Annotated in this window: 18 protein-coding genes and 1 riboswitch; of the genes, 9 read left to right on the top strand and 9 right to left on the bottom strand. The window is 35.7% G+C overall.

The features are described 5' to 3' along the window. Positions 1 to 10 precede the first annotated feature (10 nt). Positions 11 to 1,243, bottom strand: coding sequence for a glycosyltransferase (locus tag Q0947_RS01255; RefSeq protein WP_299390495.1), 1,233 nt, complete (start codon positions 1,241 to 1,243; stop codon positions 11 to 13). A gap of 100 nt (positions 1,244 to 1,343) precedes the next feature. Further along, the gene (locus Q0947_RS01250) at positions 1,344 to 1,817 is read right to left on the bottom strand and encodes a heme-binding domain-containing protein (RefSeq protein WP_299390493.1); all 474 of its coding nucleotides are present in this window, start codon (positions 1,815 to 1,817) and stop codon (positions 1,344 to 1,346) included. A 235-nt stretch (positions 1,818 to 2,052) separates the two neighbouring features. Here Q0947_RS01250 and purB point away from each other — a divergent pair, with 235 nt between their 5' ends. Further along, a complete protein-coding gene (gene purB, locus Q0947_RS01245; protein ID WP_299390490.1) occupies positions 2,053 to 3,396 on the top strand; it encodes an adenylosuccinate lyase in 1,344 nt (447 codons plus the stop codon). Positions 3,397 to 3,632: 236 nt separating this feature from the next. Here purB and Q0947_RS01240 read toward each other — a convergent pair whose 3' ends face one another. From Q0947_RS01240 to Q0947_RS01225, 4 genes are read right to left on the bottom strand one after another with little or no spacing between them, the layout of a single operon-like run. After that, on the bottom strand, positions 3,633 to 4,178 hold the full coding sequence (locus Q0947_RS01240) for a DUF4252 domain-containing protein (RefSeq protein ID WP_299390488.1): 546 nt from the start codon (positions 4,176 to 4,178) through the stop codon (positions 3,633 to 3,635). A 2-nt stretch (positions 4,179 to 4,180) separates the two neighbouring features. Then, the gene (locus tag Q0947_RS01235; RefSeq protein ID WP_299390485.1) at positions 4,181 to 4,807 is read right to left on the bottom strand and encodes a DUF4252 domain-containing protein; all 627 of its coding nucleotides are present in this window, start codon (positions 4,805 to 4,807) and stop codon (positions 4,181 to 4,183) included. 20 nt (positions 4,808 to 4,827) lie between these two features. Further along, entirely contained in the window at positions 4,828 to 5,325 is a 498-nt protein-coding gene (locus tag Q0947_RS01230; protein ID WP_299390483.1) for a hypothetical protein, read from the bottom strand. Further along, entirely contained in the window at positions 5,312 to 5,821 is a 510-nt protein-coding gene (locus Q0947_RS01225) for an RNA polymerase sigma factor (RefSeq protein ID WP_299390480.1), read from the bottom strand. Before Q0947_RS01225 ends, Q0947_RS01230 begins: the two co-directional genes overlap by 14 nt. Before the next feature lie 152 nt (positions 5,822 to 5,973). Here Q0947_RS01225 and Q0947_RS01220 point away from each other — a divergent pair, with 152 nt between their 5' ends. Continuing rightward, positions 5,974 to 7,452: a S41 family peptidase gene (locus tag Q0947_RS01220; RefSeq protein WP_299390478.1), complete on the top strand. Its 1,479-nt coding sequence runs from the start codon at positions 5,974 to 5,976 to the stop codon at positions 7,450 to 7,452. A 101-nt stretch (positions 7,453 to 7,553) separates the two neighbouring features. Here the strand turns inward: Q0947_RS01220 and Q0947_RS01215 are convergent, their stop codons facing one another. Both Q0947_RS01215 and Q0947_RS01210 read right to left on the bottom strand, forming a co-directional pair. Further along, positions 7,554 to 8,612, bottom strand: coding sequence for a DUF5074 domain-containing protein (locus tag Q0947_RS01215; RefSeq protein ID WP_299390475.1), 1,059 nt, complete (start codon positions 8,610 to 8,612; stop codon positions 7,554 to 7,556). A gap of 4 nt (positions 8,613 to 8,616) precedes the next feature. Beyond that, positions 8,617 to 10,446 carry a TonB-dependent receptor gene (locus Q0947_RS01210; protein ID WP_299390473.1) on the bottom strand — a complete coding sequence of 610 codons (1,830 nt, stop codon included), beginning with the start codon at positions 10,444 to 10,446 and terminating at the stop codon, positions 8,617 to 8,619. A 28-nt stretch (positions 10,447 to 10,474) separates the two neighbouring features. Beyond that, positions 10,475 to 10,693: riboswitch (cobalamin riboswitch) on the bottom strand. A gap of 106 nt (positions 10,694 to 10,799) precedes the next feature. On the opposite strand from Q0947_RS01210, the gene Q0947_RS01205 reads away from it, so the two are divergent. The 7 genes from Q0947_RS01205 (at position 10,800) to Q0947_RS01175 (ending at position 17,335) form a co-directional block, all read left to right on the top strand. Next, on the top strand, positions 10,800 to 11,942 hold the full coding sequence (locus tag Q0947_RS01205; RefSeq protein WP_299390470.1) for an ABC transporter substrate-binding protein: 1,143 nt from the start codon (positions 10,800 to 10,802) through the stop codon (positions 11,940 to 11,942). Between the two features lie 42 nt (positions 11,943 to 11,984). Continuing rightward, positions 11,985 to 13,007 (top strand): iron ABC transporter permease, encoded by a 1,023-nt coding sequence (locus Q0947_RS01200; RefSeq protein ID WP_299390467.1) that lies wholly within the window; start codon positions 11,985 to 11,987, stop codon positions 13,005 to 13,007. Further along, entirely contained in the window at positions 13,008 to 13,802 is a 795-nt protein-coding gene (locus tag Q0947_RS01195; protein ID WP_299390464.1) for an ABC transporter ATP-binding protein, read from the top strand. It begins immediately after the preceding gene. A gap of 258 nt (positions 13,803 to 14,060) precedes the next feature. Continuing rightward, positions 14,061 to 15,326, top strand: coding sequence for a DNA recombination protein RmuC (gene rmuC / locus Q0947_RS01190; protein WP_299392730.1), 1,266 nt, complete (start codon positions 14,061 to 14,063; stop codon positions 15,324 to 15,326). Beyond that, complete coding sequence (locus Q0947_RS01185; protein ID WP_299390461.1) at positions 15,319 to 15,882, top strand: acyl-CoA thioesterase; 564 nt, start codon at positions 15,319 to 15,321, stop codon at positions 15,880 to 15,882. The genes rmuC and Q0947_RS01185 overlap by 8 nt, the downstream gene beginning before the upstream one ends. A gap of 137 nt (positions 15,883 to 16,019) precedes the next feature. Beyond that, positions 16,020 to 16,637, top strand: a complete 618-nt coding sequence (locus Q0947_RS01180; protein ID WP_299390459.1) for a transcriptional regulator — start codon at positions 16,020 to 16,022, stop codon at positions 16,635 to 16,637. Further along, positions 16,634 to 17,335, top strand: coding sequence for a DUF3307 domain-containing protein (locus tag Q0947_RS01175; RefSeq protein WP_299390456.1), 702 nt, complete (start codon positions 16,634 to 16,636; stop codon positions 17,333 to 17,335). Before Q0947_RS01180 ends, Q0947_RS01175 begins: the two co-directional genes overlap by 4 nt. 74 nt (positions 17,336 to 17,409) lie before the next feature. Here Q0947_RS01175 and Q0947_RS01170 read toward each other — a convergent pair whose 3' ends face one another. Then, the gene (locus Q0947_RS01170; RefSeq protein ID WP_299390454.1) at positions 17,410 to 17,802 is read right to left on the bottom strand and encodes a T9SS type A sorting domain-containing protein; all 393 of its coding nucleotides are present in this window, start codon (positions 17,800 to 17,802) and stop codon (positions 17,410 to 17,412) included. Positions 17,803 to 17,874: the final 72 nt, after the last annotated feature.

Below are 17,874 nucleotides of genomic sequence, written 5' to 3'. Positions count from 1 at the left end.
ACACTTAAAATTATTTATTCTTTTCCTCAATCCATTTACTCATATATTTAGTGGATTGTAATGCGTGATGCTGCAACATTTGCCCTGTAAAATTACTATGACGATGCTTTTGGAGTTCCGAAGTAATATCGTTTAAAGTCTTAAAGAATAATTCGTGGAAATGAGCCTTATTAAATCGTTCGTTTATGATTTTAAATCCGTGTTGTTGCATTTCCTTCCATAACAATTCATTTTGATAGAGCTGAACGGCATTATCTGCAAACACTTGTGGATCATCTTCAATAAGTCCATTTGCCGGTAAATTGCCAAACATACCTTCCGCAGCAATTGAAGTCATAACACACGGCGTACCATTCAACATCGCATCAACCAATTTTCCTTTTAGACCTGCACCAAAACGTAAAGGCGCCAAACAAACTCTCGCTTTTGCCATCACTTCATGCACATCTTCAGCGTAGCCTTTTATTAAAAATCCACTCGTTTCATGATGCAACTGCCTAACTTTTTGTGATTCATAGGCGCCATAAATATGCAGCTTCGCCCCCGGGAGTTGTTGTTTAATCAATGGCCAAATCGCTTCTTTTAAATATAAAACCGCGTTATAATTAGGCTCGTGAAGAAAATTGCCAATGGTTATAAAATCTTGACGATTAGCATAAGAAGGTAAGTGCTCTACAGTTGCTACAGAAATAGCATCCAATTGAAATGGCAAGTAACACAATAGCGTCTCCGGAACCTTAAAATCATTTTTTAAGACCTCCATTTCAATCTCAGAGATGATCAACGACACATCGCAACGGTAAATACTGGCAATCTCTCGCTTTGCAAAGTCATTAAAAAGATAGGAATGATCAAAATTAGCGCCGTCTTTAAAGGCTTGATGCCTTCCTTTTCTTAAACAATGTAAATCTTCAGTGTCTAAGACTTTCAGGGCATTCGGGCATTGTTCTGAGACGCGCCAACCAAATTGCTCTTCGGTCATAAAACGGTCAAAAAGAACCACATCAGGATTGAAACTTTTTACAAAATGATCAAAGCTGGAGTTATTCATCTCAATATTTGCCTGTACAATCCCAATTTCAGAAAGATCAAAAGCTTTGTCACTTTTAGCAGTAGCACTCGCGAAAATGATTTCATAATTTTCCTTTTGAAAACCTTCAATCAGTTGCATCATTCTACTGCCTGCCGCAGAACTTCTTGGTTCTGGCCATACGTGACCAATAATGAGTAATTTAAATTTCATAACAACTTCGAAGGTTAAGTTTCAAATATAAAATTCCAAATTCTAAGATGGCTTCTACAGCTTATTAGATTTTGGAATTCCGATTTTATGGATTTTATAATTATTGTGGCTGAGGCGCTAAACTGTATTTGAATCTTACTTTTTTGCCCCAGTCAATAACAGCGGCTATTTGAGAATCAGTCAATTTCGCTTCTGAGTGGACATAGGTATAAGATTTTAACGGCATTTCTTTAGATTCTACCATCTCAATAAGCTCTTCAAATTTATGATCTTTCTTTTTGACGGAATACCCATCCCATGCAGAAATATTAAAATGCTTCTTCCCATCTTTTATATGATCTGACAGCCAAAAATTAAGCGGTGTAATTTCATTATACCAAGGATAATTAGTGACGTCACTATGGCAATCAAAACAGGTGGTTTTTAGAATGGCAGTCACTTCTTCATTCGGATTGGTATCCTTCAAAAACGATTCAAAAGATGCCGTACTACCCACATTTTCTTCAGGATCGATAAATTGAACTGCGATAAAAACAACTAGTAGCACGCCTAAAACTTTCTTTGAATTTCTCATCTGTGTTGATTTTAGGTTAAAAGTATGAAAAAGCAACGAGTTTGTCAGTACAATCAAAATGTGGTTGCCTATAAATTAAGCAGATTTCTTTGGAATTATTTTTTCTGATTGTAAGTTTTTAGAACCTTAAAACTATTTACCAAAACCAACAGTTTAAACTTTCTTCAAGCTTCCTGCTTATAACTTTCTTTCTTATCTTTGCAGCTTCTTTTAACACAACAAAACAACACAACCAATGTCATTAACATCTTTAAATGCCATCTCTCCAATTGATGGAAGGTACAGAAACAAAGTCAACAGTTTAGCTGATTATTTTTCAGAAGAAGCACTAATTAAATACCGTGTTCAAGTTGAAATCGATTATTTCATCGCTTTATGCGAGTTGCCATTACCGCAACTAAAAGACTTCGACGCTTCAAAATTTGATGATTTAAGAGCTATCTACAAAGATTTTTCTACAGAAGATGCACAAGCAATTAAAGACATTGAAAAAGTAACCAATCACGACGTAAAAGCGGTTGAATACTTTATAAAAGAGAAATTTGACACCCTTAATCTGAATCAATTTAAAGAGTTTATCCACTTCGGATTGACTTCTCAGGACATCAACAATACGGCAATTCCGCTAAGTATCAAGGAAGCTATGAATGATGTGTATGTTCCTGAATATTTGAATATCGTTAAAAAATTAAAAGAGCTTTCTTCAGAATGGGCTAACATCCCTATGTTGGCACGTACGCACGGACAGCCTGCTTCCCCTACCCGATTAGGAAAAGAGATTTCAGTATTTGTAGTGCGTTTGGAAGAGCAGTTCAACTTATTAAATGACATCCCAAGTGCTGCTAAATTTGGTGGTGCTACTGGAAATTTCAATGCGCATAAAGTAGCTTACCCAACGGTAGATTGGAAAGCTTTCGGACAGGAATTTGTTCAAGGTAAATTAGGTTTGCACCATTCATTTCCGACCACACAAATTGAGCATTATGACCATATGGCTGCTTTGTTTGACACGCTTAAACGCATCAACAATATCCTAATAGATTTAGATAGAGATTTCTGGACCTATGTGTCTATGGATTACTTTAAACAAAAAATTAAAGCGGGAGAAGTTGGAAGTAGCGCGATGCCACACAAAGTAAACCCTATCGATTTTGAAAATAGTGAAGGTAATTTAGGGATTGCAAATGCAATTTTTGAACATCTATCGGCTAAACTTCCTATTTCAAGATTACAAAGAGACCTTACTGACAGTACAGTCTTGAGAAACGTAGGTGTTCCTTTTGGACATACGCTTATTGGATTTAAGAGCACTTTAACCGGCTTGAATAAATTGGTATTGAATGAGCCTAAATTTCAAGAAGATCTTGAAAACAACTGGGCCGTTGTAGCTGAAGCTATCCAAACTATTTTAAGAAGAGAAGCTTATCCAAATCCATACGAGGCGTTAAAAGGCTTGACCAGAACCAACACGAAAATTGACCAAAAATCGATTTCTGATTTTATCAATACGTTAGAAGTGTCAGATGCCATCAAAGAAGAACTTAAGCAAATTACACCTAGTAATTATACTGGGATATAAGAAATGATCAAAGCGGACTTCATAGCGCGCACACTTACAGGAGTAGTTGTTTTCGGTTTTTTAATCGCTGCTATTTTTAACGTGCTGGATTATTTTATAGTGAAGCTTTTACTTTTTCTAATTTTCAGCATTCTTGTAATCGTTATGTTTGTCAGCTTATTTAAAAACGAAAATCACCCAGAAGTTTAATGTTTCTGGGTGATTTTTTATTTTGATATATGATTTGCTAATACTTACTATTTAAAAAACTCTTTAAATTGGCTAAGCTGCGAATCGTCAATTGTTGATTTGTCTAATGCCGAAGCCAACGTCACAATTTTACCAGGGTTCATATCGTTTCCAACAACTCTTACCACTGCAAATCCTTTGCCGTCTATATTTCCAAAGACAATAAATTCTTCAACATCATCCTCATCCCCTAAAAACTTAACAATAAATTGTCCTTCTTCAGGATTTCCACCACGCATTAACTCTTCATATTTTGGGTCAGATAAAATAGCGGTGACTTCTACCAATTTTTCCTGATATTCAATCACATTATCCGGTTTCATCTTATAAGCCAACATATTCAATTTCTGAATGGACTCATAAGCATCACGTTGGTCATCCGTCAACTGCATTTTATCAATATTCAACATGCTTAAAGGCACATCTACAGCCAAGAAATTAGCTTTTTCCTGATTATCTACAAAATAAGTTTGTAACGATGGTCCTTGATTGCAACTAAAAACCGTTGCAATCAATAAAACCATTACCGTCATATTTTTCATTATTGCTGTCATGACTACTGTTTTTTACCTTTACTTGCTTTCTCAAGATGTTGACCACCTGGTACATTCATTTTACTGGTGATTTTAGAAATCTCTCTCAAATCGATATCGCCAATAATAGACACAACAATCGTTTCAATATCTCTCTTTTCGCCATTAATTTCAATGTTGGCTTCTTTTGTCAATTCTTTCAAACCATTGATGTACATCAACAATTCTTTCACATGGTTTTCATCACGGCCTTCTTTTACATAAAATTTTACCGTTTGGTTGCCATCTTTAAAGCGCATCAACTCATCCAATTTTGAACTGCCAATATACTTTTCCGCATCAGCCGCCAAATTTGAAGAAATGGTCTTATCTCCCGTGCTTAATACTTTAACGCTTTCAATTTTTTTAACCATATCTAAAAAGCCTTGGGCTTCCGGATCGTCGAGATCCACATCGATGGTCGCAATCATTTTAAACATTTTTTGACTGATTACCCCTGAGGTAACGCCTTTCATAGACTCATATTTACTAAAAAAACTTTGTCCGAAGGATACCATTGGCGCTATCATTATAGCTAGTAAAAGGAGTGCTTTTTTACTGACATATGTTCTGTTTTGAAGATATGCGCGAAGGTTGATTACATTTTTCATATTTCTTAATTTTTATCTTGTTACTGGTTTCTAAATAATTTGTTTGTTGTTTTATTAAATTCTTGAAGGTGATTAAGGTTTTCCGCGCCTTTGTTCAGCTTGGTGGATACTAACTTAAACGCTTCCAAATTTTCTGTTCCTTTATTAAGTTTCGATGACACTAAACTAAAAACCTCTATGGTTTGATTATAGGCCAATAATTCTTCATGACTCAAATCATCTAAAGTTGTTTTTTGATTCATTTGATTCACTTGAAAATAAGCGCCCAACATCAATACGGCCACTGCTGCAACAGCAACCCATTGCCCAACTTTTTTACGATTGGATTGCAAAGGCACCGTTTTCGTAAATTGCTCCTGTTGTGAATTGGAAACATATTGGAACAATAGTTTATAAGATTCTAAATGCGGCGGAATATCTTCCTGTGCAAAATAGGCTCTAAGTTGTGCTTCCTCAGCCAATGTTGTTTCAGCATTATCGTACTTTTCTAATAGCTGATCTATATTATCTAATGCCATAGTTATGTTTATTTGTCAATTTTTCTCTTATCGTTTTTCTCGCTCTTGATAGCGCAACTCTCACTGCGGTTTCATTCATTTCCAATACTTCAGCAATCTCATCAAAATCGTATTCTTCAATATCCCTGAGCTGTACAATTATTTTTTGCTGCTCTGGTAGCTCATCCATAATTTTCGCAACCCAGTCAACGCTATCATTGTTTTCAATCTGTTTTTGCAAAGACACATTATGATCTTGATAATTACTATGTACAATCTTCAAATTTTGTGCCTGTTTGGATTTTAATCGGTCCAAACACAAATTCTTCGTCATTGTCATTGAAAAAGCCTCTACATTGTTATACTTCTCAATGCTTTTATTGTTATTCCATAATTTCAACAAGATCTCCTGCGTGGCATCTTCCGCCTCTTCATTAGAAACTAAAAGGCGCTTTGAAAGCCTAAAGATCTTATCCTTAAAAGGCATTACCAATTTCAAAAAATTAGTTTGTGTCATTATGGTTAGTTTATAACAAGTGAGTTAAACCTGTTTCTTTACTTACGACGATAGAGCGTCAGTTTTGTTACAAATAGTTTTGATTTTACAATAATGTCTGTAAATTTAGACCAAAATAACGCTTCAAGTTATTTAATAGAAAAAGAAAAATTATGAAAATTTTAAAGTTTGCCCTGTTTGCACTTGTTGCATTTGGTCTTAACACGAGTTGTTCTAAAGACAAAGATGACACCATTGAACCACCTACTGAAACCAAATTAAATGAGGTTAATGACTTTGTTTGGAAAGCGATGAATATATTTTATCTGTATAAAGATGAAATTCCAAATTTAGCAGATACTCGTTTTACGACTGAAAAAGCTTACGCAGATTATATTAACAGTTTTGAAAAGCCTGAAGATTTATTCGAAAGTTTACTTCACAAGCCAGAACTTGTTGACCGTTTTAGTTTTATAACCTCAGATTATATTGCTTTAGAAAAGCAGTTTACGGGTGTTTTTAAAAGTAACGGTTTAGAATTTAATTTCTACAGACAACCTCAAGATCCTAATGCTGTATTTGGTCTTGTACGTATGGTGCTTAACGATAGCCCTGCGAAGACTGAAGGCGTAAAACGTGGACAAATATTTAACGCTATTGACGGTGTTCCAATGACGGTAAATAATTTTGCTACGCTTTTAAGACCTGATACTTACACCTTAAATTTTGCTGATTATAACACCAACGGAACGGCTACTACTGATGATGACCGAATTGTTTCTAACAACACATCATCTACGATTACGAAAGTAGAATATAATGAAAACCCGATCCATGTTTCCAAAGTCATTGAAGTTGAAGGAAAGAAAATTGGATACTTAATGTACAATGGTTTTACAAGAAATTATGACAAACAATTAAATGCTGCTTTTGGCGAATTTAAAACTGCAGGTGTTCAACATTTAGTTTTAGACTTAAGATATAATGGTGGTGGATCCGTTAATACTGCTGCTAACTTAGCAAGTATGATTACAGGTCAATTTAATGGTCAGGTTTTCTCCAAACTTGTTTATAACAAAAACTTACAGTCAGAAAACACATCATTCAATTTCAGAAACTTTGCTGAAGAAGCTGGTGGAGCCATCAACTCTCTTAACTTAGATAAGATTTATGTGTTGACAACCAACAGAACTGCATCTGCAAGTGAATTGATTTTAAACAGTCTTGCACCATATATTACCGTGGTTCAAATTGGAGAAAAAACTACTGGAAAATCGCAAGCGTCGATTACTCTTTATGACTCGGCTAATTTTTCGCGTCAAAACGCTAATCCAAATCACACCTATGCATTGCAACCTCTTGTAGCTATGTCAATCAACAAAAACAATGAGCCTGTTGCTCCAACGGGTATGGAAAGTGCTTTGGAACAGTTTAAAATGAGAGAAATGGTCAACAACCTTGGTGTTTTAGGCGATGTTAATGAGCCATTTTTAGCAAAAGCAATTGCTGACATTACAGGTAAGAGTCGTCCATTCCCTTCTGTGGATAACAACCTAGTTCCTTTAAAAGATAATGTTGATGCGAAGTTTTTAGATAATGAAATGTACATTGATTTTGATGATAACATTTCAATTTTCAACAACTTGAAGTAATATCATTTACAGTATAGAGTATAAAAAAACCGCTTTTCAGCGGTTTTTTTTATTTAATGAACTTTCAGTTCGGGACAAAAAAGATTCAATTTTTAATCTTACTAATTATTGAAATAAATTCCACCAGGAATAATGCCTACTTCTTTAGAATTCTTTGCAGCAAAAGTGGTTAAATCATAGCTTTTTAAAGTTCCATTTGTCGTATAATTACCTGCATCAGCACCATATAAAACGCCATTATTAATAGTCATATAATTAAAGCTAACACCTTGTACTACTGAAGTGGTTGGCAAACTAGCACTTCCAACTTCAAGTTTAAAAACGTCGCCGTCTAAAGTATAATAAAGTGATCCTTCGTAAGCCAGGTTAGCAGGATGTTGTTTTGCACCAAATTCTAAAGTGCTAACCACCGTGTTAGAATTCACATCAATCATGCTCAATTTACCTCCAGTTTCGTCTGTTGTCCAAGATGGTTTACCTTCTGACAATACGTGCAATCTGCCTAAATTATCAAACACCAAAGAATTTGGCACATCACCAACAGCTATCGTTTTTAAAACAGTGCCATTCGGATTAATCACTGAAACAATATTGTTTTGACCATAACCACCTTTGTGTGCTACATAGGCTGCCGTACCATTAGAAACGATTCTTTCCGGGCCTTCTTCCACTGGAATAGTGCTTGTAACTTCCTTAGTTTCTAAATTGATTACTGCAACATAATCATCAGACGGATTAGAGCCATCACCCCAATTGGTCACATATCCTTTTCCTAATAAAATAGTCATGAAGCGCGGGTTATTCAATCCAGCGTCAATAGTAGCAACCGACTCAAATGTGTAACGGTTTACCACTTCAATTTTTTGAGAGTTGTTCACGATGATGTAGGCTAAATCTTCATGGAAAGCCATACTTTGTACGGTATCGCCCAATAACTTTCCGTTAACCTTTGAAAATATAGAGTTTTCCGCAAATGAAAAATCCATTGATACAAAAGATACAGAACCATTACCCTGACTATAGCCACCTTCATTGGTAATCAATATTCCGTTTTCGTAAGCGCCACTTGCTTCTGGCTCATTGTTGTTGTCATCATTACTACAAGCGAAAGATAACATCACAAGAGATAATCCTAATACTAAATGTTTTTTAAGTGTCATAAATTTAAAATTTCAGTGTTAATTGTAATTGATAATTTCTATTTGGCATTGGCCTCAAAGCCACGTTTTCGTAATTTGAATTGTAGAGGTTATTGATATTAAATTGTAAAATACTATTCACGTTTTCAAACACATCATAATGATAGGCGAGCCCAATATTGCCTACGTTATAACCTTTAAGCTGCCCTCCAATAATATCTACTTCATCATTTATAAGATGTTGATAAACCAACTCCATAGCCTTAAAACTGTAGCTGAAGTTTAAATTAGCTTTATGTAAAGGCACATAGATTAATTGTTTTCCTGTTGCTTCATTTTTAGAAACCGTATAGGAATAGCCTGAATTTAAGTTGAACTGATGACCATTTATGTGATACCTTAAAAACAGTTCCAACTCAGCACCATAACTCTTCACTTTATTGACGTTTTGTGGCCTGAATAATCCCGTGTTATCAGGAATCCACTGAATCATATCTTTAGTTTTGATATAATACGTGTTGACTTTTACATCGAAAAAGCGTGACGAAAATTCCTGACCGAGATCTATTTGATGTGATAATTCTGGAAGCAAATCCAAATTACCGCCCGGCTTCCAATACAAATCATTGAAAGATGGCACTCTAAAATTCCGTGATCCATTTAATTTCAAGGTATACGAATCGCTGAAGCGATATTCAGCATCTGCAGAGAACACCAAAGGACTTTTAAAACCTGAGGTGAAATCCTTTCTAATATTCAGTCCATAAATAAAGGCATCAGACACTTGATGCCTTAACAAGCCTGTGGCAGAAAATGCCTCTCTTTCCGGGCTTCCAAAACTATCACCTTCACCAATATATTTAGAAAACTCAAGAATTGAACGTACTTCAATGGCATCATTCAGTTTGATATTGAAATTGTGGTTTCCTATAAAACTTTTAACGTTTCCAAATGAATAGTGCTCTGCGTCTTTATTCTCAAAATATTTAAATTCCTCAAAAAGGTGAACAACTTTTAATTTTGATGAAAGATTATTATGAAAAAGCCCCCACTCTAACATCGACCTATGATTGGTGTCTTCATATCGCGATTTGGAAGGCGCGACTCGTGTTCCTGAAAAATTACGATCGCCAAGAAAACTTTGATGGTAGAGCTTTAAAACATTCTTGTTATTCAAAAAATATCCCGCATTAACATTGAAACTTAAGTTCTCATATTGCCCGTTGACATTGGTTTTATTCGACCCAAGGTATTTGTAATCATTTTCAGAATCCACATAGCCCACACCAAAATTAACGGACCATTGCTCATCCCCCGTTGAAAGTTGGTAATTTGCACGTTTGGTATCAAAACTTCCATAACTCATTTTGACTTTATGATCAGCATGTTTTTTAAATGACAAGGCGTTACTTAAATGCACACTTCCACCAATTGCACCGCTACCATATTGTACGCTTCCGCCGCCACTTCTGATTTCAACAGCATCATAATTAGAATTATTAAACGTATTAAAATCGACTTGACCGTTAAGCTGTGAATTGATGTTGATGCCATTCCAAACTACTGCAGTTTGTGAGGCGTTTGTCCCTCTAAAAGACACTGAAGACACCATGCCATATCCACTTTCCTTAAAATAGAGATTGGAATTATAGCGCAGTAAATCCGTCAAAGACCCATTACTTTTTTGCAATACAGAATCGGATAGTACTGTTATTTTGTAACCCTTGGAGAAGTTTTTTAATTTATTATCGCTCAAAATAACTTCATCCAATTGTTGAATGGAATCCAATTGTGCATGGGCAATAGTGAAATTACCAATAACTAAACCTAAAAAAATGTATACTAGTTTTCTCATAATCTTAAGGCTCTTTACCCGAAAGCCGCTCGTGATGGATGAAATTGGCAGGTCTCCTGACTTGTTTTATGTTACAATACCTTCCCAGTTGTTAAACCAGTGGCAATTGAAGTGTGTAACATCTCAATTTGAGCAGTCCAAAACAGTGGACAAAAACTTACAGTTGCGGGAACAGTCCTGGATTCTAACCAGATTCCCTTTTAATCGACATAGATGAATATGTCAAACCAAAATTCTGCGCAAAATTAATCATTTTAAATGGATTGTAGTTGGTTGCGAGAACGGTTTTAAAAATATGGCCGTGTTTAAATCAATTAAATAATCTTAAATTTGACATTCAAATTAAAAATGCTTTGAAGACTATTCCGTTTCTTTTTCTCTTCCTTTTCCTTGTAAACTGCAAGGAAACAACACAATCAAAAATAAACCAAACGCCCGCTGCCCAAACAGACACGCTCTTATATGCGCAAGGCTTTTCAATTGAAGACCATAAGGATTTTAAGGTCTTGACCATTAAAAATCCATGGCCAAAATCTGAACAAACCTTTCGCTATGCATTGATCAACAAAGACATGGCGCCAAAAATCACCTTAAATAAAGATGATTATAACGCGGTTTTGATTACGCCTATTGAAAAAATTGTAGTGACTTCCACTACTCACATCCCCGGATTGGAATTATTAAATGTTGAGCAAACATTGATTGGCTTTCCAGGAACTGATTATGTGTCTTCTGAAAAAACGAGGGCTTTGATTGACAGTGGCAACGTAAGAGAATTGGGCAAAAATGAAAGCATTAATACAGAAGTTTTACTAGAACTCAGACCAGAATTAGTCATCGGTTTTGGAATTGATGGGAATAACAAAACCTTTGATAACATTCAAAAAGCGGGTATTCCTGTTATTTTTAATGGCGAATGGGTAGAAGCTTCTCCTTTGGCAAAAGCAGAGTGGATAAAAGTTTTCGGAGCGCTTTACGATAAGGAAAAAGAAGCCAATACCATCTTTAATACTATCGTTACTGATTATTTGGAAGCTAAAGCCTTAGCTGAACAAGCTACCAATCAACCTACAGTATTAAGTGGTGCCATGCACAAAGATGTTTGGTATTTGCCAAGTGGAACGAGCTCAGAAGCTATGTTATTAAAAGATGCGAATGCCAATTATTTATGGAGTGAAACTACAGCAAAAGGTAGTCTTTCGCTAAGTTTTGAAAATGTGTTCAATGAGGCTCAAGATGCAGATATTTGGATCAGTCCGTCGTATCATCCAAGTTTGGAAGGTATTGAAAAGGCAAATCCACATTATACCAAGTTTAAGGCTTTCCAACAAGGAAAAGTGTATTCTTTTGTTAATTCAACGGGTAAAACAGGCGGCGTTTCCTACTTTGAAATGGGCATGGCGCGTCCAGATTTAGTTTTAAAGGATTTGATAAAAGTCTGCCATCCTGAATTAATGGAAGATTATGAGCCCTCCTTCTTTAAAAAATTGAATTAATTTTTTATCTAAATCTCTTTTCATCAACACCAATACAGCTGATTGAACACTAAATACACATATCCATTTCTAAGTTTGATAGCGTTGCTCATCATCTTTTTTTTCGTAAACATCAGTTTAGGTTCAGTGTCGATTCCTACCCTAGAGATTTTCAAAAGTCTTGTGGGCGATATTGATAATGAATCTTGGCAGTATATCATTCAAAATTACCGCTTGCCAAAAGCTTTTACGGCCATTTTAGTCGGATCAGGATTAGGGATTTCAGGATTGTTGATGCAAACATTATTTAGAAATCCATTAGCGGGACCGTTTGTACTGGGCATCAGTTCAGGCGCAAGTTTGGGCGTGGCGCTCGTCATTTTGGGATCTGGACTCTTCGGAGGAGTATTTGCTAGTTTATTAACCTCTAAATGGAGCATCGTGGTGGCTGCCAGTTTAGGGAGTTTCCTTGTGTTACTGGCAGTCATGATCGTATCTTCACGAGTTAGAGATACGATGGCAATTCTTATCATCGGATTAATGTTTGGAAGTATCACTTCGGCTGTGGTGAGTGTGCTTTCTTATTTTAGTTCTGCCGAAGAATTACAACAGTATATCTTTTGGGGATTTGGAAGTTTGGGCAATCTTTCGTGGAAGGAATTGTTTATCTTTTTCTTAATCTATCTTGCAGGAATTTTGATGACCATCAGTTCTATAAAAGGTTTGAACACCTTATTATTGGGGGAAAACTACGCCAAGAGTTTAGGGTTAAAATTAAAGCAAAGCCGATTGGTTATCATTATAGCAACAAGTTTATTGGCAGGAACCATTACTGCATTTGCGGGTCCAATTGCGTTTATCGGATTAGCGATACCACATATGACACGTCAAATTTTCCATACCTCCAATCATAAAATTTTATTGCCGGCAGTGTTTTTATTTGGTGGCATCGTAATGTTAATCTGCGATAGTATCGCACAATTACCAACCAGCGATTATACCTTACCAATTAACGCTATCACGTCATTGGTAGGCGCACCAGTAGTTATTTGGTTATTGACACGAAAACGCAAAATGTTTTTTTAAGTGATAAAAAAAGAGCAACATATCGTCCTCGAAACTAAAAACCTCTCCGTTGGTTACACTTCTAAAAAAGGTACCAATGTGATTGCTGATGGTATAAATATCACATTACAAAAAGGACAACTCATCGGATTGGTGGGTGCAAATGGGATTGGGAAATCAACACTTTTACGTACGTTAACCACAGTTCAAAAACCGCTACAAGGGGATATTTTCATCAATTCAAAGTCTATAAGAGATTACACTACGGTGGAATTGGCAAAACAACTAAGTTTGGTACTCACTGAACAAATAGCTTCTAAAAACCTTTCTGTGTTCGAATTGGTAGCTTTAGGGCGACAACCCTACACTAATTGGGTTGGCAGCCTTTCTGCAGATGATTTAGCGATTATCGAAAATGCACTTCAACAAACAAATATTGTTCCTCTAAAAGATAAAAAGTGTTTTGAATTGAGTGATGGCCAGCTCCAAAAAGTGATGATTGCACGAGCTCTTGCACAAGACACCGACTTGATTATTTTGGATGAGCCTACTACGCATCTGGACATGTACCACAAGGCCTACATCTTAAAATTACTTCAAAGATTGGCCAAAGAAACCGGGAAAACCATATTATTTTCATCGCATGAAATAGATTTGGCCATTCAACTGTGTGACGTGATGATTGTGATGAATAGTACTTCGGTAATCTCAGGCACGCCTTGTCACTTGATTTCAGACGGTACTTTTAATACCTTATTCCCTGAAGATTTGATTGCCTTCGATCAAAATACGGGAAGTTTTAAGGTTAAAAAATAAGCTTTCGTCAACAGCACTTTTACGGTTGGTGCCCTACTCTATTAGGAGCATTTACTTTTCAATAACAACCAAATCTTACATTTTCCAAATTCGAACGTCGCTTAAAAAAATCTATCTTTGGTAAAATTGAAATTTTAAATGAACGACACTATCATTCTCATCATTTCCATCGTAGTTTCTGGCGGAATTGGAGCCTATATCGGTATTACCATCACCCGACTTAAAACTAAGGGCGAATAAAGCGTACTTGAAGAACGTATTACAAGTTTTCAATATCAGCTTAAAGATTCGAAAGAACAACACGCATCAGATGTTCAGAAAATAGAGCAACAAAAGGACGCGCAGCTATTGTCAATGAAGGCATCATTGGACAAACTTGAAATTGAGCGCGAACATATCCGCAGAGAAAAAGATTTTTTAAATACTGAGTTGACACGTAGAAACTCCGATTTTGAAAACCTCGCCTTAAAAAACCAGGAACAAAAAGCTGAAGTAGAAAAATTGCAGGAAAAATTTGCGAAAGAATTTGAAAACTTGGCGAATAAGATTCTGGATGAAAAATCGAGCAAATTTACGCTTCAGAACAAAGAAAATATCGATGCCATCTTAAAACCGTTACAAGAGAAAATCCAACATTTTGAAAAACGTGTGGAAGAAACCAATAAAGAAGACATCACTAGAAGTGCCGATTTAAGACGTCAAATTATTAGTTTGACAGAGCTGAATGAGCAAATGAGTAAGGAAACCAATAACTTGACCAAAGCTTTAAAAGGTGACACTAAAATGCAAGGAAACTGGGGAGAATTGGTGTTAGAACGTGTTATGGAACGCAGCGGACTTCAAAAGGACAGCGAGTATTTTATACAACAAAGTTTTACCACGGAAGATGGCAAACGCGTGATGCCTGATGTGGTTATTTCGTTGCCTGGCGATAAAAAAATGATTGTAGATTCAAAAGTATCATTAGTGGCCTACGAGCGCTACATTAATGAAGTTGACGAATCAGAACGCGCTACGCATTTAAAAAATCACCTGTTATCGGTAAGGAAACGTGTGAGCGAATTGGGAGAAAAAAATTACCAACAACTCTACGACATGGAAAGTCCTGATTTTGTGCTCTTGTTCATTCCCATCGAATCGGCCTTTGCCATTGCCTCTATGGAATACCCAGCGCTGTATAGCGATGCTTTTGAAAAAAACATTATTATTGTGACTCCTACTACGTTGCTTGCCGTTTTGAAAACCATCGATACCATGTGGCAAAATGAGAAACAGAAAGCAAATGCCATCGAAATTGCTACCCAAGCAGGACGTTTGTATGATTCTTTTGTTAATTTAACTGAAGAGTTAGTCAAGGTGGGTAATCAATTAGGAACTGTTCAAAAATCGTACGACAATGCAATGGTAAAATTGACCGGAAAAGGCAATTTGATTAAACGTGTAGAAACTTTAAAAACGCTTGGTGCTAAAGCCTGTAAACAACAAAACGAAAAATTATTGAAACGCGCTATTGAAGATGAATAAAAAACAAGACGAAAAGAAATATAAAAAAGTAGATGCCTCTAGAATCTTAATTTCAGAATTAATGTTACCGTCCAATTCCAATTTTAATGGTAAAATCCATGGCGGATATATCCTTAATTTAATGGATCAAATTGCATTTGCATGTGCTTCAAAACATTCCAAAACCTATTGCGTTACAGCATCTGTTGATACCGTCGATTTTTTAAATCCTATTGAAATTGGCGAATTGGTAACTATGAAAGCCTCGGTAAATTATGTCGGCAACACCTCAATGGTGGTGGGCATTCGTGTAGAAGCTGAAAATATTAGAACCGGCGTTATAAAACATTGTAACTCGTCTTACTTTACAATGGTAGCCAAAGATACTGAAGGAAATTCGGTTGAAGTTCCTGGCTTAATTTTAAAGGACAAGCAAGAAATCAGACGTTTTTTAAAATGCTTGAAACGACTTGAAATGAAACAATTGCGAAAACAAGAATTTGAGGAAAAAGATTTTTCTCCAAATGATTATCTGCATATTCTAGAAGATTACAAGGTGAAAGTGAACCTATCCTAATTAGGATATCTCGTAAATATGCAATATATTTGAATATCACTTAATAAGGTGATATTTTAATTTATCAATCAAATAGATGATAATTAGCTCTATTACGATTAAAAGCGATACAATCAATTATCACTAAATTAACTGTTATGACAAGCATATTAACGGGAGATATTATCAAATCCAGATCTATAAAAGATTCTGACGTATGGCTTTCTGTTTTAAAGGATGCCCTAACCGCTTGTGCTGAAAACACTTCGCAATGGGATATTTACAGAGGTGATAGTTTTCAACTGGAAACACCAAACATTGAAGAAAGCTTAAAAGCTGCTATATATATCAAAGCTTGCGTTAAGACAGTAAAAGGTTTGGACGTACGCATTGCTATAGGCATTGGCGATAAAACTTTTGAAGGTAAAAGTGTTGTCGAGTCTAATGGAGAAGCTTTTCAATTTTCTGGCGAAACGCTGGAGCAGTTAAAAAAGGAAAAAGTAAATCTTAAAATAAAGACCACCAATGCAACATTAGATCAAGAGCTTAATTTATATTTTAAGTTAGCCTTGACCATTATGGATCATTGGACTGCTAATTCGGCTGAAATTGTGAAGTTGCACATAGAACAACCACAGGCTCTACAAGAAGAGCTTGGAAAACAATTAGGCATTAACCAAAATGCAGTGAGTAGCAGACAGAAACGTGCGCATTTGGACGTTATAATGCAGTTAGAAGCACTCTACCGACAAAAGATAACAACATTACAGCCATGATACTGATAAAACTGATTCTCGCGCACCTCATTGGTGATTTCTTTCTACAACCTACATCTTGGGTTAAAGAAAAGGAAAAGCAAAAATTAAAATCGCCAAAATTATATTTGCACGTTCTGATTCATGTTGCCCTCTTATTTCTTGTGCTTTGGGACCTTTCCAAATGGCCAATCATCCTCATTATAGGTGTTTCCCATTTTGTTATTGATGCGCTTAAACTCCTAATTCAAAAGAAAAAAACAAAACGACTGCTATTTTTTATAGACCAATTACTACATATTATGGTGCTTGTTGCGGTGTATTGGTTTGGTAGTTCCAACAATGGATTTTTAGGGGAGATCTTTACGAATAACACCCTCATCCTACTCACCTGTATTTTATTCCTAACGCTACCAACCTCCATTATCATGAAGACCATTTTTATGAAATGGGATATTTCAAAGCTTACTGAAGGAAACGAATCGCTTAAGGATGCGGGAATGTATATTGGAATTCTCGAGCGTATATTGGTGTTTGTATTCGTGATTTTAAATCATTGGGAAGCAGTTGGCTTCTTGATTACCGCTAAATCTGTATTTCGGTTTGGCGATTTAAAAGAATCCAAGGAACGAAAACTGACAGAATATATATTGATTGGCACATTAATCAGTTTCGGAATCGCCATCCTGGTCGGTTTAATGTATCTGATGATCTTCTAAAAACTCCATAAAAAAACCACCAAATTGGTGGTTTTATATATTTAAAAAAGGTGTTTTGAACTCTTAACCTGATGTTACTGTTTTATAAATCTTTTGATGTGTGTGCCACTATCTGAAGTTACTTTCACCAAATAAACACCGTCATTCCATTTTGAAACATCAATAGTACTTGACAGCTTAGATAGCGCTTTTGTTAGGACCTTTTTACCAAGCACATCAAAAATATCCAATTTCACATTGTTAAGACCGCTAGGTAATTTCAACTCAAATTTGGAATGTGATGGATTAGGTGTCATTTTAAAATCATTGAAAGTCACTTCTTGATCATAAGCAATACTTTGCAACGGAAATCCTCTAACATCACTATAATCCACAGCTGCATCCTCATAGACCGCTATCAGATTATCTGCACTAGCGCTCAAAGAGATTAATAAAAAGCCCAAAAGGGATAAAGTAATTTTTTTCATAGATAACCTGTTTTATATCAACGCTACTAAATCTATTTTTTAATCTAAATACTGTGGAATAAAAGCAGAATT

The sequence above is a fragment of the uncultured Gelidibacter sp. genome (assembly GCF_947500795.1).
Taxonomy (GTDB): Bacteria; Bacteroidota; Bacteroidia; order Flavobacteriales; family Flavobacteriaceae; genus Gelidibacter.
This window is presented reverse-complemented; position numbering and strand designations above follow the sequence as displayed.